Origin of the sequence: Mesorhizobium sp. M8A.F.Ca.ET.202.01.1.1, assembly GCF_004791595.1 — a bacterium.
Classification (GTDB): domain Bacteria; phylum Pseudomonadota; class Alphaproteobacteria; order Rhizobiales; family Rhizobiaceae; genus Mesorhizobium.
The window spans coordinates 60,532-81,008 of record NZ_SRUN01000011.1; the positions used below are offsets into that span (position 1 = coordinate 60,532).

Consider the following 20,477-nt stretch of genomic DNA (forward strand, 5'->3'; position numbering starts at 1 on the left):
AGAAGCCTGATGGCGCAGAAGACGATCGCGTTTTTTCCCGAAGCCGCCTACGGCCCGGCGCTCAATTCCGTCGGCATCGCGCAAGCCGTGGAAGCGCGCGGCCACAAAGCGGTTTTCCTGTCCGATCCGGGCTTTGTCGATGTCTACAAGGGCTATGGCTTCGAGGCGCATCCGGTGAACCTTTCCGAACCGATGCCGCCCGAGCAGATGGCCAAGTTCTGGGAGGACTTCATCAACGGCCACATCCCCAACTTCCGCAAGTCGCCCTACGACCAGGTCGACAATTACGTCAAGGATTGCTGGACGGCCATCGTCGACAGCGCCAAGTGGGCGCAAAAGGACCTGCCGCGCGTGCTTTCCGCCATCAAGCCGGATGTGATCTGCGTCGACAACGTCATCCTGTTCCCGGCGATCAAGCAGTTCGGCAAGCCGTGGGTACGCGTCATCTCCTGTTCCGAAAACGAGATCGAGGACGAGGGCATCCCACCGCATCTCTCCGGCTGCGGCGAAAACGACCATGCCGGACACCAGCGCTACCGCGATCACTTCAATGCCGTGATCAAGCCGATCCATGATGACTTCAACGCGTTCCTCGGCGCCAATGATGAGGCGCCCTATCCGATCGGCCAGTTCTTCGAGGCTTCGCCCTATCTGAACCTGCTGCTTTATCCCGAAGCCGCGAAATTCAAGCGCCGCCATCCGCTCGATCCGGCAAAATTCCGGTATTTGGAAGGCTGCGTGCGGCAGGAAAAGCCCTATACCGTCCCGGCCTTCGCCAAAAACAACGACGGGCCGCTGCTCTACGTCTCCTTCGGCAGCCTGGGGGCCGGCGATGTCGACTTGCTGAAGCGGATCATCGCGACGCTGGGCAAGACCCGCTACCGCGCGCTGGTCAATGTCGGCGGCTACAGGGATCAGTACACCGACGTGCCCGGCAACGTCATCGTCGACAGCTGGTTCCCGCAGCCTTCGGTGATCCCGCAGGTCGATGCCGTGATCCACCATGGCGGCAACAACTCCTTCACCGAGTGCCTCTATTTCGGCAAGCCCGCGATCATCATGCCCTATGTCTGGGACGGCCACGACAACGCCACCCGGGTCCAGGAAACCGGCCATGGCTTCGGCATGCCGCGCTACGATTGGACGGACGCGGAGTTGATCGCGAAGATCGAAGCCTGCCTGACCGATCCGAAAATGAAGGCGAAGCTGGCGCAGACATCGGCACAGATGCACGTGCAGAATGGACCTGAGAAGGCTGCGGGTTTGCTGGAGGCGTTGCTGTGATTGCGATGTTTGACACGCCGAGCCAAGGCGCCCCCCTCTGGCCTGCCGGACATCTCCCCCACGAGGGGGGAGATTGGATGTCGCGACTGCCTTGGCCAATTTTCGACGTCGATGACGAAACGCCGAGGCCGAAGTTGCCGATCTCCCCCCTCGTGGGGGAGATGTCCGGCAGGACAGAGGGGGGCGCCGTAGAGCACGAGCTTCTCAGGCGGCGCGCAGGAGCATCAGCATGACTTCCTCCGCCCCGCACCTCCACCAGGCCTCGACCCGCACCGACCTCGTCGACTGGGGCGTCCAGCCCGACGCCCTGTCGGGCGTCTCCCACTCCACCGGCAAGCTCGTGCACAAAGGGCCGAACAACCAGCCGGAATCCGGAATATGGGTCTGCACACCGGGCCGCTGGCGGCTCTCGATTCCGCGCGACGAACTGTGCCACTTCGTCGCCGGCCGCGCGACCTACCGGTCGGATGTCGGCGAGGTGATAGAAATCTCCAGGGGAAGCGTGGTCATGTTTCCCGCCGGCTGGACGGGCGAATGCACCGTGCATGAGACCATGCGCAACGTCTACATGCTGGCCTGAGCAAGAATAAGCCGCAGAGGAGCAAGACATGCCGACACCGCATTGGCCTGAGGCCTCGACCGTGGAGCTGGAAGATTGGGGCGCGGGCGCCAACACGCTCGCCGGCGCGCCGCGGGCCTCAGGCAAGATCCTCTCCAGGAATCCGGACGGGTCGAGCGAATGCGGCCTGTGGTCGTGCACGCCGGGCACCCGCAAGGTCAGCTTCGCCGCCGACGAGTTCTGCCATTTCCTGTCGGGGCGCGGCAGCTATGTCAGGGACGATGGCGAGGACATCCCGGTCGGAGCCGGCACGCTCGTCTTCTTTCCCGCCGGCTGGACCGGCATCTCCATCATCACGCAAACGCTGACCAAGGCCTTCATGTGCCGGTGAGCACTTACCAGGAAAATCCTATGACCACGCCGATCATGCAATCGCCGCTTGCCATCACGGACCTCGTCGACTGGGGCGTCATCCCGACAATGATCGAGGGGCAATCCCATACGTCGGGCAAGCTACTCCACAAGGGGCCGGAAGGCCGTTCGGAATGCGGCCTCTGGGTCTGCACGCCAGGCAAGTGGCACTGCCACGTCACCCGCGACGAGTTCTGCCACTTCCTGGAGGGGCGCTGCACCTACGTGCATGAGTCCGGCGAGGTCATCGAGATCGAGCCGGACACGGCGGCCTTCTTCCCGCAGGACTGGAAAGGCGTCTGCACCGTCCATGAGACGATCAAGAAGGTCTACATGATCCGTTGAGCGGATCCGAGAGGATGTCCATGCATTTCTCCCCCGGCCGGCCGATTTTCTTCGTCAATCCGGACTACCGGCCAATGACCGGCGCGAACAGGCCGGTAATCGATCCGGCGACGCTGGAAAGCGTCGGCGCGATCGCGGCGGCCAGCGACGGCGAGGTCGACACCGTGCTCACCGCCGCGACCAAGGCGCAGCTTGCCTGGAAAAAGCTCGACGCCAAGAGCCGGGCAAAGCATCTGCACGCCGTCGCCAACGCCATCGAGGCGGCGGACTTCACGCGCTGCGCCGAACTGATGGTGCGCGAGATGGGCAAGCCCTATCCCGAAGCCATCGGCGAGATCGCCAATTGCGCGCCGATCTTCCGCTACTATGCCGAGATGGCGCGCGACGATGCCGGCAAGATCGCCGGCACGACGCAGGCCGGCTCGTTCCAGTATGCGCGCTACGAGCCCTATGGTGTCTCCGTCCACATCATGCCCTACAACTTTCCGATCCTGCTGATGTGCTGGACCGTCGCGGCCTCGCTCGCCGCCGGCAACGCCTGCGTCATCAAGCCGGCGGAAGCGACGACGCTCTCGACGCTGGACTACATGACCGTATTCCGGTCGCTGCCCGAGGGCCTCGTCTCCTGCTTGCCTGGTGGCGCGGCCACCGCGCAGGCACTGATCACTGCCGATCGCACCCATGCGGTCGCTTTCACCGGCTCGGTCGCGGCCGGCAAGGCGGTGGCCGTGGCCTGCGCGGAACGCATGAAGCCTTGCGTCATCGAGGCCGGCGGCAGCGATCCGCTGATCATCAGCCAGCACGCGCCGCTCGACGTGGCGGCGGCTGGCTCCGTCACAGCCGCCTTCCACCTCACAGGCCAGGTCTGCACGTCGGCCGAGCGATTCTTCGTCGTCGATTCGGTCCACGATCGCTTTGTCGAACTGTTTGCCGAGAAGACACGGGCGCTGCGCATCGGCAACGGCATGGACAGAACCGAGATCGGCCCGCTGGTCAGCGAGGCAGCACGGGCCAAGGTCATGCGGCTGGTCGACGATGCCATCTGCAACGGCGCCACGGCCATTACCGGCGGCCGCATCCCGCCGGAGCACAACACCGGCTGGTTCTACGAGCCGACCATCCTGACTGGCGTCACCCCAGACATGGCGATCGTGCGCGAGGAGTGTTTCGGCCCGGTCGCCGCCATCTGCCGGGTTAGGGATTTCGACGAGGCGATCCGGCTTGCCAATGACAGCCCGTTCGGGCTCGGCGCTTCGGTGTTCACGACGGATCTGGCCGAAGCGCATGAGGCGGCCGAACGGCTCGAGGCCGGCATGGTCTGGGTTAACAACCCGCTGATCGACAATGACGCCCTGCCCTTCGGCGGCTGGAAGGCTTCCGGCCTTGGCCGCGAACTCGGGCGCCAGGGGCTCGACGCCTTCCGCCGCTCGAAGATGGTCATCATCGATCACAGACCGGCCATCCAGGACTGGTGGTATCCCTATCCCGACAGCTGGTTTCGCGAGACCGGCGGCCGCAAACACGTATGAAGAATGGCGCGCGGCAACACCGCGCGCCCTATCCTTATGCCTCGATCGCTACGACCAGGACGTGCGAGCAGGAAAAGCAATGCCGCCGGGCAAAGCCCAGCGGCATCTTCTTCGACTGGCTACCGCCTTTTTCAGGGACGATCCGCTACGGCGTCGTTCCCGCCTGAAGCTTGGCCGCCATCTGATCGATCTTGTCGGCAAGGACGCCTTGGGCCCAGGCCGTGACATCGGCGTCGACGGGCTTGTTGGCCATATCCGCCAGTGCCGCGTCGAGCGCCGCCGGATCCGTGCCGACCGCTGCCGCGGCAGCGTCGGCCTCGGCCTGGTCGGCCGCCGCATTGTCGGCGGCCACCACGGCCTCCTGTGCGGTGACATCTGCCTGCAGGGCCGCTATCTGGCCAGGCAAGGCCGCCTGTTCTTCGGGCGTCATGGCGGCGATCTGATCCGGCGTCAGCGACGTCAGCGCGCTCAGCTGCGAATTCAGGTCATCTAGCTGGGCTTGGGCGGCGGCGGCCGTGGCGGCGGCGGCAGCGGCCGCTGCTTGCGCATTCTTGGCCGTCGCCGATTGCGTCACGAAGGCCTGAATGCCGGCGAACTTCTTGCTCTTGGAATTCATGTAGGCGTTGATGTTGCGCTGCAGCGAGTTCAGCCGGCCGAGTTTGGCGTGAATGTTCTTGTCCTTCGGTACGGACGAGACTGTTGTGGTCGTATCGACCGTGGTGTCGGTGGTTGTGTCGGTTTCCGTCTTGGCTGCATGTCCCGGTGCCGACGACGACTTGCCATGCGAAGCACCGCTGTTGCCGTTGCTATTACCGTGGGTGCCGCCGTTGCCATTGCCACCGCCATTCCCGTTGCCGCCGCCGTTACCTCCGCCATTGCCATTGCCGCCATTGCCACCATTGCCGGCGAGCGCCGGAGACGCCAGAAGCGCCAATGCGGCCAGCGCCGCGAACAGAGTTTTCCGGTTTGTCATGTTAATCTCCTTGGGAATCGCCTACTCGCCCACCGCTGAACCATCTGGGTATGAGAAATCGCTAATTATACCCGGTAAACTTTAGACAAACTCGGTCGCAATCCGAGAGCGGACGCCGTTACCAAGCTGTAACGAGTTGAAAAGTCACAGAAATTGCCGCTCTGGTCCTGCCATGGCACTGAAGTCCCATGACAACCAGACCATAGTCCTGTGCCGTCCGACGCCACGCAAACCGCAGCAAAAAGGGGGCTGAAATGGGAAGGTCGATAGATGACAGCGTCGTGTCAGCCGATACTTTCGCCGCCATCGATCACCAGCGCCTGCCCGGTCATGAAGGACGAGCGGTCCGAGACGAGGAACAGGATCGCCTCGGCGATCTCTTCGGCCACGGCCCAGCGCCCCATCGGGATCTTGGTGCGGACATAGGTTTCGATCGCCTCGCGTCCGCCCATCTGGGCGATGAACGGTTCGTTGAAGGGCGTGTCGACCCAGCCCGGGCAGAGCGCGTTGACACGCACATTGTGCCGGGCATAGTCGAGCGACATCTGCCTGGTCATCGCCACCACGGCATGTTTCGATGTCGCGTAGGCGATCATCTCGCGGTCATAGAAGACACCCGAATTCGAAGCCGTGTTGAGGATGACGCCGCCGCCTTGCGCAATCATCGACGGCATGACGATCCTTGCCGCGAGAAACTGCGCCCGCACATTGACCCGCCACGAGGCGTCCATGCCGGCGGTCTCGACCTCGGTCAGCGTGCCGCCGACCTGGATGCCGGCATGATTGTGCAGGATGTCGATGCGCCCATGCTTCTCGAGCGTGCCGGTTATCAGCTGCTCGACAGCCACGTCCTCCCCGACATCGGTGGCGATGGCCTCGGCCCGGCCGCCCACTGCGCGGATGCCTGAGGCTGTTGCCTCGCCGGCGGCCGCATCCCGGTCGGCGATGACGACCACCGCACCTTCCCTGCCCATGATCATGGCGCCGGCACGCCCGATGCCGGATCCGGCGCCTGTCACCACGGCGATGCGGTCTTTGAGGATCATGGAGCAGCAGCTTTCAGTTGGATGGCTTGCGCTGGCGCAGCTGCCATTGGGCAAGCACCACGAGCAGTACGGAAGCGACGAGCACGATCGTCGCGATGGCGTTGATCTCCGGCGTCACCCCGCGCCGGATCGACGCGAACACATAGATTGGCAGCGTCGTCTGCGCGCCGGCGACGAAGAAGGCGACGATGAAATCGTCGAAGGAGAAGGTGAAGGCGAGCAGGAAGCCGGCGACCACCGCCGGCATGATCTGCGGCAGGACGATCGAGCGGAACGTGGTCAGCGGCGTCGCGTAGAGGTCGCTCGAAGCCTCGACCAGATTGCGGTCGAGGCTGCCCAGACGCGTGCCGACGATCATCGTCACCAGCGCCATCGAGAACAGGCCATGCGCGGCGATGATCGAGCCGTAGCCGAGCGACAGGCGCGGCGGCTGGTCACCGGGCCAGATCGAGGCGAGGAACGGGTTGACGACGGCGAACAGCTGGACGAGCGCGACCAGCGTCGAGATGCCGATGACGACGCCGGGAACGACGATCGCAGCGCCAAGCAAACCGTCGAAGACGGCGCGGGTTCTGATGCCGACACGCGCCAGGCCAAGGGCTGCCGCGGTGCCGAACACCGCCGCCAGCAGGGCGCTGGTGGTGGCAATGAACAGGCTGTTCTTCAGCGCCTCGACCAGGAACGGGTTGGACAGCGCCTTGCCGTACCACTGCACCGAGAAGCCGGTGAACTCGCTGGCATGGTGGCCGGCGTTGAAGGAGAACAGCACGACCAGCACGATCGGCAGATAGAGGAACGCGAAGACGGCGATGACGAAGGCGCGCATCAGATAAGGTCCACCCGGCGGGCGCCCGCAACCCGGTTCGAAATGCGGTTGGCGACAATCAGCACCACCACCGAGACCAGCACCAGCGTGATTGCGATGGCCGACCCGAATGGCCAGTTGCGCGACTGCAGGAACAGGTCGACCAGCGCGTTGCCGATGAAGAACACTTTGCCGCCGCCAAGCAGCGTCGGGATCAGGTACTCGCCAAGCAGCAGGATCATGACCAGCGAGAACCCGGTCATCACGCCCGGCAGGGACAGCTTCAGGGTCACGCCCAGAAAGGTTGACAATGGCGTCGCGCCGAGATCGGCCGAAGCTTCCAGCAGCCTTCGGTCGAGCCGCTCGAGGCTTACATAGATCGGCAGGATCATCAGCGGCAGATAGCCGTAGACGATGCCGAGCAGGACGGCACCCGGCGTGTTGATCAGCCTCACATCCTCGATGCCTACGAAGGCGATCAGCGCAGGGATGCCGCGTCCGCCCAGAATGTACATCCAGGCATAGGTGCGCATCAGCAGGCTCGTCCAGAACGGAATGACGACCAGCGCAAGCAGGATCAGCCGCCAGCGCTGCGGCGCCTGCAAGGCAAGATAGTAAGCGACCGGATAGGCAACGAGCAGGCAGGCAAGCGCGCCCACCGGCGCCAGCACCATGGTGTTCCAGAACGCGGTCGCCCGTGCCGGAAGATTGGCGTATTGCGCCAGCGTGAAGGCCGCCTGGTAGCCGCCCTCGGGCGCCCGCTCGCCGACGCTGAACACGGCGATGGCGACAAACGGCAGCACCAGGAACACCACCAGCCATACTGTCGCCGGCGCGAGCAGCAAGGCGGTCAGGAAATTATGCCGAAATCTGTTGCCGTGCATCGAAACCGTCCCGGTACCGGCGGACAGGGGCCCGCCGGTCGATTGTCTGTATCCAGGCCAGTCTCAAGCCGATTTGAAGCGCGCCATCAGTTCGGCACGACCCGGATCGGTCAGCGTTGCCGCAGCGCCGAATTCGAGCGGCGTCAACAGGTCCGCCGCCGGATAGAGGATCGGATTGTCGAGCACTTCCTTGGGCAGCAGCTTGTTGACGCGCGCATCGGTGGAAGGAGCGCCGTTGGCGAGGTGCTCCTTCACCGCGACCTGCGGGCTCATCAGATAGTTGAGCAAGGCATAGCCGGCGGGCTTGTTGGGCGCGTCCTTCGGGATGGCATAGAAATCGGTCCAGATCTCGCCGCCTTCCTTGCCGAGCACATAGGCGATCTCGGGAATGTCGCGATGCAGCTGCGCGCCGTCATTGGTCCAGCACATCGTCATCCACGCGTCGCCCGCGCGCATGCCCGGCTGGTAGTCGGAGGAGACGGCGAACAGATGCGGCTTGACCTTGAGCAGCAGTTCCTCCGCCTTGGCGAGTTCGTCCTGCTTCAGCGAATTGAACGAATAGCCGTAATATTTCAGCGCGTTGCCGATGGTGGTGAGCTGGTAATCATGCACCATGGTGCGGCCATCGCCCTCGGCCATGGCCGTATCCCAGAACTCCTTCCAGCTCGTCATCGGCTTGGCGAGCTTCTTGGTGTTGACGGCAAAACCCGTCGTGCCCCAGTTCTTCGGCACGGCGTATATCACCTTGTCGATCGTGCCTTCGGAGGTGAAGCGCGGATCTTCCTGGGTGCCATCGAAATTCGGCAGCTTGGCCATCTCCAGCGGCTCGATGATGCCGAGCTTCTTGTAGGTCGAGATCGTATAATTGGTCGGCACGAACAGACTCCAGCCCGAGGCGCCGGCCTGCAGCTTGGCCAGCATCTCCTCGTTGGAGCCGAACACGTTGACCTCGACGGCGACGCCCGTGTCCTTCTTGAAGTTCTCGAAGGTCTGCGGGTCATGATAGTTCGGCCAGGTGGCGATCGACATGCGGTCGCCAAGGCTCTCGGCGGCGAAGGCCGGCGTCGGCATGATGCCGATCTCGCGCGCCATCACCGCCGTTGCGATGCCGAGGCCGGTGAGGCCAAGGAAGTCGCGGCGGCCGATCGAGCCGCGCTTCAAGCGCATCAGCTGGTCGACGAAATTCTCGGGGCTTATCGGCAGTCCGTCACGATATGATTTCGACATTTTTGTTTACCCTCTGGTTGGTCCCGTTGTTCTTGGTTTCCGGAAACGCCAGCGGCGTCCCGGTGGCAAAGCCGATGGCGACGGGTTCACCCGGCTTGAAGAGATTGCCCTGGCCGATCAAATGGTCGGCCTTGGCGAGTAATGTTCCGATGCCCTGGACCTCGATCGCGTATTCCGCCGTCGATCCCAGGAAAATCCGGTTGCGGACGACGCCCTTGAGCGGGCCGCTTGCCGGAGCGCCGAGGCTGAGCGATTCAGGACGCAGGCTGACCGAGACGGTGTCGCCTTGCTGCAGGGCCGTGCGTTTGCGGGCCGTAATGATGGTGCCGTCCGCCAACGCAACGTCCACCAGCTCGCCCGTATGCCCCGCGACCTTGCCGGCAAGCAGGTTGGTCTTGCCGACGAAATCGGCCACGAACAGATCCGCCGGCTCATCATAGATCTCGCTCGGCTGGCCGAGCTGGACGATGCGGCCGCCATTCATGACACAGACGAAATCGCTCATCGACAGCGCTTCCTCTTGGTCGTGGGTCACCAGCACGAAGGTGATGCCGATCTCGCGCTGCAGGTTTTGCAGCTCGATCTGCATGTCGGTGCGCAGCTTCTTGTCGAGCGCCGCCAGCGGCTCATCGAGCAACAGCACCGCCGGCTTGTTGACCAGCGCGCGCGCCAGCGCGACACGCTGCTGCTGGCCGCCGGACAGTTCGTGGATCTTGCGGCCGCCATAGCCGGCGAGCCGCACCATTTCGAGCGCTTCGCCGGCCCGCTGGCCGATCTCGCGCGACGACAGCCGTGGCCTTGCCTGGCGCAGGCCATAGGAAACGTTGGCTTCGACATCGAGATGCGGGAACAGCGCGTACTGCTGGAACACCATGTTGACCGGCCGCCGGTAGGGCGGTGTGCCGGCCATGTCCTGGCCGCGGATGAACACCTGGCCTTCGCTCGGCTGTTCGAAGCCGCCGATCATGCGCAGGCAGGTCGTCTTGCCGCAGCCGGACGGTCCAAGCAGCGCAACGAAGGCGGAGGGCGGCACGGCAAGGTCGATGCCGCTGACCGCGGTCACCGCGCCATAGCGCTTGGCCACGCCGCGAAATTCGATGTCGGGCACTGCGGTCAAGGCTGCGGGCTCCAGGACGATGCGATTTCAAGACGCTACCAGAGCCAATGGCAGCTAGTATATACCTCGCGGGTGGTATATCTGATCTATTTTCTCGTTTAAGGGGGTATTGATTGAGCACTTCCCGCAGCGACGAATACAGCCGGCTTGCCACCCTTGTCGCGGCGACGCGGGAAACGAGCGGCGACCTGTTCGGCCACGCGATGGTCGATTGGCTGCGCCAGCATGTCGGCTTCGACCACTGCGTGATCTTCGGCTATCGTGGCGCCTCACGACCGCCATTGCTGTTCGAGACGTTCACACCGGCCGAAAGCCACGTCTTCGTCGCGCTCTACCAGGAGGGGCCTTACCTGCTCGACCCGTTCCATCACGCGGCGGTCGAGCGCAAGGAAGGGTTCTGGCGCATGCGGGAACTCGCGCCCGATCGTTTCTACGCCAGCGAATATTTTCGCTCCTACTACAGCCAGACCCGGTTGGCCGAGGAAGTCGGCTTCTTCGTGCCGCTGCCGGGCAAGGATGCGCTGGTGCTGTCGTTGATGCGGCTCAGTGCTTCCGGCCCGTTCGGCACCGCCGATGCCAGGCTGCTGCGCGACATGGCGCCCGCGGTGATCAGCTTCATCAGATCGCGCTGGCCTGCCCTCCCCGCCGACGAACCGGCCGTGACGAAGCAGGACGAGGAAATAGCCGCGGTCAACGAATTCGACCGCGCCCATATCTGGAAAAGCCTGTCACTGACGCCGCGCGAAAAGCACGTCGTCGACCTGGTGCTGCAGGGGCATTCGACGGAATCGATCGCCAGGGCCATGCGCATCGTGCCGGGAACCGTGAAGGTCCATCGCCGCAACATCTACCGCAAGCTCAAGATCAAGTCGCAGGCCGGCCTTTTCGCCCGCTTCGTCGAGATCATCGACGCGCGGATCCGATGATTCCGCTACCCGGATCAGGCTGTTGAGCCGGCTTCCCAAGAGCCGCTCTCAGCCATCCGCTTGAGCAAGGACGCCGGCTTGAAAACATCCTTGCCGGTCCGCTCCAGCCAATATTCGAGCCGCTCGATGATCTTGCCCGCGCCTACGAGACCGGCCCAGAACATCGGGCCGCCCTTGCCGATGGGAAAGCCGTAGCCATTGACCCAGACGACATCGATGTCGGAGGCGCGGGCTGCAATCCCTTCCTCCAGAATTTTCGCCCCCTCGTTGATCAGGGGATAGAGCGTGCGTTCGATGATCTCGTCGGCGGCTATCGTGCGTGGCGCGATGCCCTTCTCGGCGGCCTTGTCGCGGATCAGCGCCTCGACCTCGGGATCGGGTACCGGCGTGCGCGAACCGTTCTCGTAGAGATAGAAGCCACGGCCGGTCTTCTGGCCGAAACGGCCCTGCTCGCACAGCGTGTCGGCGATGACGGCCGTCAGCCCACGCGCCTTGCGGTTGCGCCAGCCGATGTCGAGGCCGGCCAGGTCGCCCATCTGGAACGGCCCCATCGGCCAGCCGAAATCGGTGAACGCCTTGTCGATCTGGCCGGGTGTCGCGCCCTCCAGCAGCAGCGCTTCCGATTCCGAGCCACGCGCGGCCAGCATGCGGTTGCCGACGAAGCCGTGGCAGACGCCGACGACGACGGCCACCTTGCCGATCCTGCGTGCCAGGTCGACCACGGTCGCCAGCGCATCCGACGCCGTCTTTTCGGCGCGCACGATCTCCAGCAGCTTCATGACGTTGGCCGGCGAGAAGAAATGCAGGCCGAGCACGTCCTGTGGTCGCGAGATCGAGGCGGCGATCTCGTCGATGTCGAGATAGGACGTGTTGGTGGCAAGGATGGCGCCTGGTTTCGCCACCGCGTCGACCTTGCCGAAGATTTCCTTCTTGACCGCCATGTCCTCGAACGCCGCCTCGATGATCAGATCGCAATCGCCGAGATCGGCATGGTCGATCGAGCCTTTGAATTGACCGAGCCGCTGCTGCCTGGCGTCTTCGCTCAAGGACCCCCGCGAAACGGAGACGGCATAATTCTTCTCGATCGTCGCCAGCCCTCGCTGCAGCGCTTCCTGACTGGTTTCCAGCAAGGTGACGGGATAGCCGCCATTGGCGAAAGCCATGGCGATGCCGCCGCCCATCGTGCCGGCGCCGATGACGCCGACGCGGCTGATCCTGCGCTTGGGCGTATCCTTTCCGGGAAGCTTGGTCGCCTCGCGCTCGGCGAAGAACAGATGCCGTTGCGCGCGCGACTGGTCGCTGGCGACGAGTTTCACGAACAGCGCCCGCTCGGCCGCCAGCGCCTCGTCGAAGGGCAGCGTGACGGCATTGCGCACCGCCTGCGCACAGGCAACAGGCGCCTCGAGCCCGCGCGCCTTCCTGGCAAGATCCGCGGCCTCGGCATCGAAGGCGGCAAGGTCGGTTTCCCCCAGACTTTCATCGCGTTCGCGCACCGGCGTGAACGGACCACCCTTGCGGGCGATCTCGCGGGCGAAATTCACGGCATGCGTGGTCAGATCACCCTCGAAAACGGCATCGACCAGACCGGCGCCATGCGCCTCTTGCGCGCCAATCGGGGTGCCGGAACCGATCATCCTCATCGCCTTTAAAGCGCCCACGAGACGAGGTAGCCGCACCGTGCCGCCGCCGCCGGGCAACAAGCCGAGCTTCACCTCGGGAAGGCCGAGCTTCGCGCCTTGATCGGCAACACGGAAATGACAGCCGAGCGCCAGTTCCAGCCCGCCGCCGAACGCGGTGCCGTGAATGGCGGCGACCGTCGGCTTGGCGATGGCTTCAAGTGTCGTCACGATGGCGCGCAGGTCTGGCTGCTGCACCGGCTGGCCGAATTCGGTGATGTCGGCGCCGGCGACGAAGGTCCGGCCGGCGCAAGCAATGACGATTGCCGCGACCGATGCGTCATCGCGCAGGGCGACCAGGGCCTGCATCAGCGGCTCGCGGACGTGAAAACTCAGTGCGTTGACCGGCGGATTGTCGATGGTGACGATGGCCACGCCACCCTCGTTCGCGACGCTGACAGAATTGGACAAGCGGAGGCCTCCCGAAACCGACTGAGATCGCGGACCGGTTTACTAGGCCACGCCGCGAATGGGAAACGGATGTTGAACTGGTCCAATGATTGGCCCGACAGGCCGCGGTCGCGCCGTCGACGTTGCAGTCAGCGCACCGCCTTCTCGCCACCCGCCGCCGTGATCACCCCTACGATGATCAGGCCGGTAAGCAGAAGCCGCACGCCGGCGCTGACGCCGAATGTGTTGAGCATGGTGAGCAGCAGCACCAGGAACAGCGCCGCGCCCCAGACGCCGGGCACATTGGCTTTGCCGCCGGCCACCGACGTGCCGCCGATGACGACGACCGCGATCGAAGCCAGCAGATATTCATTGCCGATATCGACATTGGCGCCGCGGAAATAGCCGGCGAGCAGCGCGCCGTCGATGCCGCCGAGCGCCCCCGACAGCGTGTAGGTGAGGAAGCGGATGCGGCCGACATTGACGCCGGCGAGCCAGGCGGCGCGGATGTTCTGGCCGATCGCCAGCACCGAGCGGCCATAGATCATGCGCTGCAAGGTGATGGCCGCGCCGATGGTGAACAGCACGGTGAGCATCGCCAACACCGGAATGCCCAGCACCTGCCAGTTGGTGAAATCGGCGAAGCCCGGCGGCGGCTTGATCTGCAGCCCGCGCCCATAGCTGATGTCGACCGACTGGATGATGAAGCTCGCCGACAACGTGGCGATGATCGGCGGAATGCGCAGCGCCCAGATCAGCAGGTAGTTGATGGCGCCGATGGCGGCACCACAGGCGAGCGCCGCCAGCAATCCAACCACGATCATGGCATCGCTGCCGCCCATCACCTTCATGGCAACCGCGCTTGCCAGGCCGATATTGGCCGGCAGCGACAGGTCGACATTGCCGGGCCCGAGCGTGATGACGAACATCTGGCCGACGCCGACGATGACCGTGAACACGGCAAGCGAGAGCGCCGCCGTGACCATGCCGCCGGCGCCATAGCCGCCGGTGAAGGCGATCGTCGCCAGCCACACCAGCAGCGCACCGGCAAACGACCAGATCCAGGGTTTTGTGAGCAGCGTTTTCAGCGAAGCCATCGCTCACCTTTCCCTGCGGCTGATCAGCACCCGCGCCGCCAGCACGATGATCAGGATGGCGCCGTTGGCGGCCACCTGCCAGTCGGGCGGAATGTGCATGAAGGTGAGCAGCGGCGAGGCGGCCAGCGCCAGCGTCAGCGCGCCGATGACGGCGCCGATCGGCGAGACCCGGCCGCCGACGAACTCGCCGCCGCCGAGGATGACGCCGGCGATGGCCAGCAGCGTGTAGCCATTGCCGATATTGGCATCCGCCGAGGTGGTGATGCCGATCAGCGCCATGCCCGACAGCACGCCGAACAGGCCGGCCAGCGCAAACAGCACGATCTTGGTCTTGAGCAGCGACCAGCCGGCGCGCCGCAGTGCTGCCGGATTGCCGCCGGAGCCGCGCAGGATCACGCCGTAGGAGGTGCGCATCAGGCCGAAATGCACCACCGCCGCGATCAGCAGCGCGGCGATGATCGGGAACGGAATGAAGAGCGGCTTGAACGACATGATCGCCAGCAGCCAGTCCGGCGCCTTACCGCCGGGCTTTGGCAGGACGAGGATGGCCAGGCCCTGCCAGACGAAACTCATGCCCAGCGTCACCACGATGGAAGGCAGGTTGCGCAGATGGATCAGCGCGCCGAGCAGCGCATAGATGCCGATCGACCCGGCGAGGATGAGGACGCCGATGAGCGGCGCGTCCTTCAGCCATGTCGCCGTGACGCAGCCGACAAAACCGACAAAGGTGCCGATCGACAGATCAAGCTCGTTGCCGGCTATGACGAACATCTGCGCGATCGTCGCCAGCGCGATCGGGATAGCCAGGTTCAGCATCAGGCTGAAGCCGAAATAGCTGATGGCGCGCGGGTTGAGCCAGGCGATTGCGGCCAGCACCAAGGCCAGCGACAGCGCTGGCAGCAGGGCGCGCAACAGCCGCGCCCGCGCCGCCGCATTGCGCGCCGCCGATCCCTTGAAGCCATTGTCGATTGGCGTCGCCGTCATCTCAGGCCGCGTCGCCGAAGGAGGACTGGATGATCTTCTCCTCGGTCAGCTCGTCGCGCGTCAAATTGGCGACGATGCGGCCGTTCTTGAAGACATAGATGTGATCGCAATTGTCGAGCTCTTCGGTTTCGGTCGTGTACCAGAGGAAGGTGCGTCCGCGGCCAGCCTCCTCGCGCACGAGGTCGTAGACCTCCAGCTTGGTGCCGATGTCGACGCCGCGCATCGGATCGTCCATCAGCACGATTTCGGCATCGGAGCCCAGTGCGCGGGCAAACAGGGCCTTCTGCTGGTTGCCGCCTGACAGTGAAAAGATGTTGTTGTCCATGTCGGGCGTGCGGATGCCGATCTTCTTCTTCCAGGCATCGGCGAGTTCCGCCTCGCGTCGCGGCGAGATCAGCAAGCCGTTGCGCAGACGCGCCAGCGAGCGGATGCCGATATTCTGCGCAATCGACCATTGCGGGAAAATGCCGTCCGACTGGCGGTCGCCCGCCACCAGCGCCACCGGCGCCGTGACCTCGATGCCGGCTTTGGCGCGTGCGGTGGCGCCAAAGATCCGCAGCAGCAAGTCGGTCTGTCCGTGACCGGCCAGCCCGGCAAGGCCGATGATCTCGCCGGCACGGGCGACAAGCTCCTTGCCGTCAGTCTGCCCGACGGGCCGCGCCCGGACGCGCAGCGGGCTGGCGCCTGGCTTTGCGGCAGCGGCCTGCGCGGCGGTCTTCTGGCGCGCCTCAGCCCCGCCCATCACCGTCACCAGCCGGTCGCGGTCGAAGGCGCCAGCCGCGTCCGACGCCACCATCTTGCCGTCGCGCATCACCACGATCCGGTCGGCGTTGCGCAACACCTCGCCCAGCACGTGCGAGATCAGGATGCAGCTTTTCCCGCCAGCGACGAAGCGGCGCACGAAAGCCAGCAGCTGGCCTGCCGTGTGCGCGTCGAGCGAGGAGGTCGGCTCGTCGAGGATGACCAGGTCGAGCCGGTCCTGCGTCACCGTGAAGGCGCGCGCCACCTCGACCATCTGCCGCCGGCCGATCGACAGATCGCCGACAATGTCCCAGGCCGAGATGCCATGGTCCGGGAATATCTCATCTAGCTTGGCGGCGATCAGCTCGGCCGCCTTGCGCCGCCAGCCGAAGCCGGACAGCGAGGCATGGTTGATGCGGGTGTTTTCGGCGACGCTGAGATTGGGACACAGCGACAGCTCCTGGAACACGCAGCGTACGCCGAGCTGCTGCGCCCGCGAAACCGAGTAGTTCTCCTCGATGACGCCATGCACGCCGATGGTGCCGCTGTCGGGCGTCAAGGTGCCGGCCACCATATGCATCAGCGTCGATTTGCCGGCGCCATTATGGCCGACGAGGCCGACGCATTCGCCGGGTCCGACATGGAAATCCACCCCGCCCAGCGCTCTGACGGCGCCGAAATGCTTTTCGGCACCGTCAAGTCTGACGACGTCAAGAGTGGCGGCGCCGAACTGTTTTTCGGCGCCGCCCAGCCTGATGATGCCCGTGTTGCCTGCAGCCATGCTCAACGATATCCGTTCAGTGATGCGCTAGGCAACGCGGATGCGGCTTTCACTTGATGTTGGCTTTGATGGCCGCGATGGCATCTTCCTGGGTGTATTCGTGAGTGGCGACGCCACCCTCCTTGATCTTAGGCAGGGCCGCCTCGAAATCGTCCTGGGTGAAGGCGAGATACGGCACCAGCAAATCGTGCGGAATGTCCTTGCGGCCATCGAGCACCTGCTGCGCCACCCAGAAGGCGAGCGTCGACACGCCGGGCGCGATCGACGCCGACCAGGTCTTGTAGCCGTCCTTCTCCTTCTGTTCCTTCCACCACTTCAGCTCGTCCTGCCGGTTGCCCATGATGATGGTCGGGCGCGGCTTGTTGGCGGCGGCGAAGGCTTGCGCGGCGCCATAACCGTCGCCGCCCTGGTCGACGATGCCGACGATGTCGGGCAGCGACGGCAGGATGGTCGCGACCGCCTTCTGCGCCGTGGTCTGGTCCCAGTCGCCGGTCACCGAACCGACGATCTTGAATTCGGGATGGGCAGCGACCCCTTCCAGGATACCGGCATGGATGGCGTCGTCGATCGAGGTGCCGGCCAGCCCGCGGATTTCAAGCAGATTGCCGCCCTTGGGCTGGAACTTCGCCATCTGCTCGACTTCCTGCTTGCCCATGTCCTTGAAGTCGACGACGACGCGGTAGGCACATGGCTCGGTCACCGTGCCGTCGAAGGAAACGACGGTGATGCCGGCGTCGCAGGCCTGCTTGATGGCGCCGTTGAGCGCGTCCGGCGAAGCGGCGTTGATGACGATGGCGTCATAGCCCTGCAGGATCAGGTTCTGCACCTGGGCGGCCTGCGTCGGCACCTCCTTGTCGGCGGTGGTGAAGACATCGGCCGCGCCGACGATCTTGTCGTCGACCGCCTTCTTGGTGACGATGCCATAGCTGTCGAGCATGGCCTGGCGCCACGAATTGCCGGCGTAATTGTTGGAGAACGCGATCTTCTTGCCGCTGGTGTCGGCGAAAGCCGTACCGGCTGCGAGCACCGCCGCAAGCGTGCCGAGAACCAATAATTTCTTCATAGGATACTCCTCCCGAGAGTGTTGATCAGTTGGCTGTCGATGAATTTTCGCGATTGCGATCCTGTTTTTTATCTATTGTCAGACAAAAGTGCAGAAGGCCGCCGAGCTGTCAACTGCAATCCGATGCGCGCCGGCGATCAACTTGCAGTGCGCTGATTGAAATGGTTTCGGTTGATGGCTAGGCAGGCGGGCCAGGAGACCGAACAAGCATGGCAGTGACGCCGACTGTGCCGACGGGCGCACCGGGAATTCCCGCGCGCTGGACCTCTAGCGCCAAGAGCGGCGTCGGCTCGGCGCTTTCGCCGTCCAGTCGCGTCTGGTTCACCATCAGCCACGGCATCCTGAACGAAGTGTATTATCCGCGCGTCGACAGCGCCTGCACGCGCGACCTCGGCCTGATCGTCACCGGCAAGGATGGATATTTCTCCGAGGAGAAGCGCGATGCCGCGCACGGCATCGAGCCGTTCGGAGATGGCGTGCCCGCCTACAGGCTGGTCAACACGGCTGATGACGGCGCCTACCGGATCGAGAAGCGCATCGTGGCCGATCCGGCTCGTCCGACGTTGCTGCAGGAGATCACCTTCAGCCCGCTCAAGGGCTCCGCGGCCGACTACCGCGTCTACGCGCTTCTGGCGCCGCATCTGGTCAATGCCGGCATGGGCAACACCGCCTGGGTCGGCGAGCACCGGGGAAAGCCTGTCCTGTTTGCCTCGGGGCGCGGCACCTGCCTGGCGCTGGCCTCGTCGCTGCCCTGGCGGGACTGTTCGACCGGCTATGTCGGCTTCTCCGACGGCTGGCAGCAATTGAACCACACCGGCAAGCTTGATCCGGCTTGCCGGCGCGCCGAGGACGGCAATGTCGCGCTGACCGGCGAGATCGGCTTCACCGCCACGAAGACAAAAGCCGTGCTGGCGCTGGGTTTTGGCGCGACACCGGACGAGGCCGCCGAAAACGCCTTCGCCAGCCTGAAGCGTGGTTTTGAGCCGGCAGCGAGATCCTATGTCGAAAGATGGCACGAATGGCAGGCGGGGCTGCTGCCGCTGGACCGGACGCCCGGAGTGCCCGGGGTGAACAGCTACCGCGTCTCCACCGCGGTGCTGGCAACCCACCGGTCATTGGCCAAGCCGGGCGCGGCGGTGGCCAGCCTATCGATCCCGTGGGGATTCAACAAAGGCGATGATGATCTCGGCGGCTACCATCTGGTCTGGCCGCGCGACCTGGTCGAAACGGCGGGCGGCTTCCTCGCCGCCGGCGATGCCGCCTCGGCCCTTCGGATCCTGGAATACCTCCGCTCCATCCAGCAGCCTGACGGCCATTGGCCGCAGAATGCCTGGCTCGACGGATCGGCCTATTGGCCGGGCATCCAGATGGACGAATGCGCCTTTCCCTTGCTGCTGGCAGACGCCCTGCATCGCGCCGGCCATTTGCCGCAGGCGCGACTGAAGGCCTTCCTGCCCATGATCGAGCGCGGCGCTTCCTATGTCGTGCGCAACGGCCCTGTCACCGGCGAGGACCGCTGGGAAGAAGACGCCGGCTATAGCCCGTTCACCCTGGCCGTCGAGATCGCTGCACTGCTCGCCGGCGCGGACCTGCTCGACGCCTGCGGCCGGACGGCGGAGGCGGCCTATCTGCGCGAGACAGCGGACTGCTGGAACGATCAGGTCGAGCGCTGGACCTATGTCACCGGTACCGCCACCTGCAAGGTGGCCGGCGTCGCCGGCTACTACGTCCGCATCGCGCCGCCCGACAGCGCCGATGCCGGCTCGCCGAAGGACGGCTATGTGCCCATCAAGAACCGCCCGCCCGGCGACACGGAACGACCGGCCGAAGAAATCGTCAGCCCCGACGCCCTGGCGCTGGTGCGCTTTGGCCTGAGAGCCGCCGACGATCCGCGCATCGTCGATACAGTGAAGGTGATCGATGCGCAGTTGCGCTGCGAGCTGCCGCAAGGGCCGCTCTGGTACCGCTATAACAGTGACGGCTATGGCGAACACGAGGATGGCGCGCCCTTCGACGGCACCGGCCAGGGCCGGCCGTGGCCGTTGCTCGCCGGCGAACGGGCGCATTATGAGCTGGCGGCCGGCCGCAAGGACGAGGCGGCCAGCCTGCTCGATGCGCTGGAACGGTCGGCCGGACCCGGCGGCCTGCTGCCGGAACAGGTCTGGGATGGCGCCGATATTCCGGAGCGCGAGCTGCTGCATGGCAAACCATCGGGCAGCGCCATGCCGCTGGTCTGGGCGCACTCCGAGCATATCAAGCTGCTGCGTTCGCTGCGCGACGGCGCCGTCTTCGACATGCCGCCGCAAGGCGTGAAGCGCTACATCGAGAACAAGACCATATCGCCGTTCAGGCCATGGCGCTTCAACAACAAGATCCGCACGCTGCCGGCCGGCAAGGCGCTGCGTATTGAATTGATGGCAGCAGCCACTGTCCACTGGAGCACCGACGATTGGGCAACCGCGCATGACAGCCAGACGGTGGAAAACGCGTTCGGCATCCACCTTGTCGATCTGCCCACGGCCGGCCTCCCCGAGGGAAACACGCTCGTCTTCACTTTTTTCTGGCCCGGCACCGGCGATTGGGAGAATGTCGACTTCTCTGTCATATCTGGCGGGCAGGATAGCCAGTAGACCCTTCTC

At 64.7% G+C, this 20,477-nt stretch carries 18 protein-coding genes; 7 read left to right on the top strand and 11 right to left on the bottom strand.

The window, feature by feature from the left end; translation table 11 throughout:
- Positions 1 to 9 precede the first annotated feature (9 nt).
- From EN845_RS22740 to EN845_RS22765, 5 genes are all read left to right on the top strand, one after another.
- Positions 10 to 1,284, top strand: a complete 1,275-nt coding sequence (locus tag EN845_RS22740; protein ID WP_127872868.1) for a glycosyltransferase — start codon at positions 10 to 12, stop codon at positions 1,282 to 1,284.
- Positions 1,285 to 1,513: 229 nt separating this feature from the next.
- Complete coding sequence (locus EN845_RS22750; protein ID WP_127872867.1) at positions 1,514 to 1,864, top strand: cupin domain-containing protein; 351 nt, start codon at positions 1,514 to 1,516, stop codon at positions 1,862 to 1,864.
- A gap of 28 nt (positions 1,865 to 1,892) precedes the next feature.
- The gene (locus tag EN845_RS22755) at positions 1,893 to 2,234 is read left to right on the top strand and encodes a cupin domain-containing protein (protein ID WP_127872866.1); all 342 of its coding nucleotides are present in this window, start codon (positions 1,893 to 1,895) and stop codon (positions 2,232 to 2,234) included.
- Between the two features lie 20 nt (positions 2,235 to 2,254).
- Positions 2,255 to 2,599 (top strand): cupin domain-containing protein, encoded by a 345-nt coding sequence (locus EN845_RS22760; protein ID WP_095202811.1) that lies wholly within the window; start codon positions 2,255 to 2,257, stop codon positions 2,597 to 2,599.
- Between the two features lie 20 nt (positions 2,600 to 2,619).
- Positions 2,620 to 4,128 (top strand): aldehyde dehydrogenase family protein, encoded by a 1,509-nt coding sequence (locus EN845_RS22765; protein WP_127872910.1) that lies wholly within the window; start codon positions 2,620 to 2,622, stop codon positions 4,126 to 4,128.
- A gap of 145 nt (positions 4,129 to 4,273) precedes the next feature.
- Here EN845_RS22765 and EN845_RS22770 read toward each other — a convergent pair whose 3' ends face one another.
- The 6 genes from EN845_RS22770 to EN845_RS22795 form a co-directional block, all read right to left on the bottom strand.
- Complete coding sequence (locus EN845_RS22770) at positions 4,274 to 5,101, bottom strand: hypothetical protein (protein ID WP_127872865.1); 828 nt, start codon at positions 5,099 to 5,101, stop codon at positions 4,274 to 4,276.
- A 284-nt stretch (positions 5,102 to 5,385) separates the two neighbouring features.
- Positions 5,386 to 6,147 carry a glucose 1-dehydrogenase gene (locus EN845_RS22775; RefSeq protein WP_127872864.1) on the bottom strand — a complete coding sequence of 254 codons (762 nt, stop codon included), beginning with the start codon at positions 6,145 to 6,147 and terminating at the stop codon, positions 5,386 to 5,388.
- 13 nt (positions 6,148 to 6,160) lie between these two features.
- The gene (locus EN845_RS22780; RefSeq protein ID WP_127872863.1) at positions 6,161 to 6,973 is read right to left on the bottom strand and encodes an ABC transporter permease; all 813 of its coding nucleotides are present in this window, start codon (positions 6,971 to 6,973) and stop codon (positions 6,161 to 6,163) included.
- Positions 6,973 to 7,836 carry an ABC transporter permease gene (locus tag EN845_RS22785; RefSeq protein ID WP_127872862.1) on the bottom strand — a complete coding sequence of 288 codons (864 nt, stop codon included), beginning with the start codon at positions 7,834 to 7,836 and terminating at the stop codon, positions 6,973 to 6,975. Before EN845_RS22785 ends, EN845_RS22780 begins: the two co-directional genes overlap by 1 nt.
- A 63-nt stretch (positions 7,837 to 7,899) precedes the next feature.
- Positions 7,900 to 9,063, bottom strand: coding sequence for a spermidine/putrescine ABC transporter substrate-binding protein (locus EN845_RS22790; RefSeq protein WP_127872861.1), 1,164 nt, complete (start codon positions 9,061 to 9,063; stop codon positions 7,900 to 7,902).
- Entirely contained in the window at positions 9,044 to 10,180 is a 1,137-nt protein-coding gene (locus tag EN845_RS22795; RefSeq protein ID WP_127872860.1) for an ABC transporter ATP-binding protein, read from the bottom strand. The genes EN845_RS22790 and EN845_RS22795 overlap by 20 nt, the downstream gene beginning before the upstream one ends.
- Before the next feature lie 113 nt (positions 10,181 to 10,293).
- On the opposite strand from EN845_RS22795, the gene EN845_RS22800 reads away from it, so the two are divergent.
- On the top strand, positions 10,294 to 11,106 hold the full coding sequence (locus EN845_RS22800; protein ID WP_127872859.1) for a LuxR C-terminal-related transcriptional regulator: 813 nt from the start codon (positions 10,294 to 10,296) through the stop codon (positions 11,104 to 11,106).
- A 14-nt stretch (positions 11,107 to 11,120) separates the two neighbouring features.
- Here the strand turns inward: EN845_RS22800 and EN845_RS22805 are convergent, their stop codons facing one another.
- The 5 genes from EN845_RS22805 to EN845_RS22825 form a co-directional block, all read right to left on the bottom strand.
- Positions 11,121 to 13,193 (bottom strand): 3-hydroxyacyl-CoA dehydrogenase NAD-binding domain-containing protein, encoded by a 2,073-nt coding sequence (locus EN845_RS22805; RefSeq protein WP_127872858.1) that lies wholly within the window; start codon positions 13,191 to 13,193, stop codon positions 11,121 to 11,123.
- A gap of 128 nt (positions 13,194 to 13,321) precedes the next feature.
- Positions 13,322 to 14,269 (bottom strand): ABC transporter permease, encoded by a 948-nt coding sequence (locus tag EN845_RS22810; protein WP_127872857.1) that lies wholly within the window; start codon positions 14,267 to 14,269, stop codon positions 13,322 to 13,324.
- 3 nt (positions 14,270 to 14,272) lie between these two features.
- Entirely contained in the window at positions 14,273 to 15,253 is a 981-nt protein-coding gene (locus EN845_RS22815) for an ABC transporter permease (RefSeq protein WP_127872856.1), read from the bottom strand.
- A gap of 1 nt (position 15,254) precedes the next feature.
- On the bottom strand, positions 15,255 to 16,775 hold the full coding sequence (locus tag EN845_RS22820) for a sugar ABC transporter ATP-binding protein (RefSeq protein WP_245511783.1): 1,521 nt from the start codon (positions 16,773 to 16,775) through the stop codon (positions 15,255 to 15,257).
- A 49-nt stretch (positions 16,776 to 16,824) separates the two neighbouring features.
- Positions 16,825 to 17,838, bottom strand: a complete 1,014-nt coding sequence (locus EN845_RS22825; protein WP_127280402.1) for an ABC transporter substrate-binding protein — start codon at positions 17,836 to 17,838, stop codon at positions 16,825 to 16,827.
- Between the two features lie 209 nt (positions 17,839 to 18,047).
- Between EN845_RS22825 and EN845_RS22830 the strand changes: the two genes are divergently transcribed.
- Positions 18,048 to 20,468 (top strand): glucan 1,4-alpha-glucosidase, encoded by a 2,421-nt coding sequence (locus EN845_RS22830; RefSeq protein WP_127872855.1) that lies wholly within the window; start codon positions 18,048 to 18,050, stop codon positions 20,466 to 20,468.
- The last annotated feature ends 9 nt before the right edge of the window (positions 20,469 to 20,477 follow it).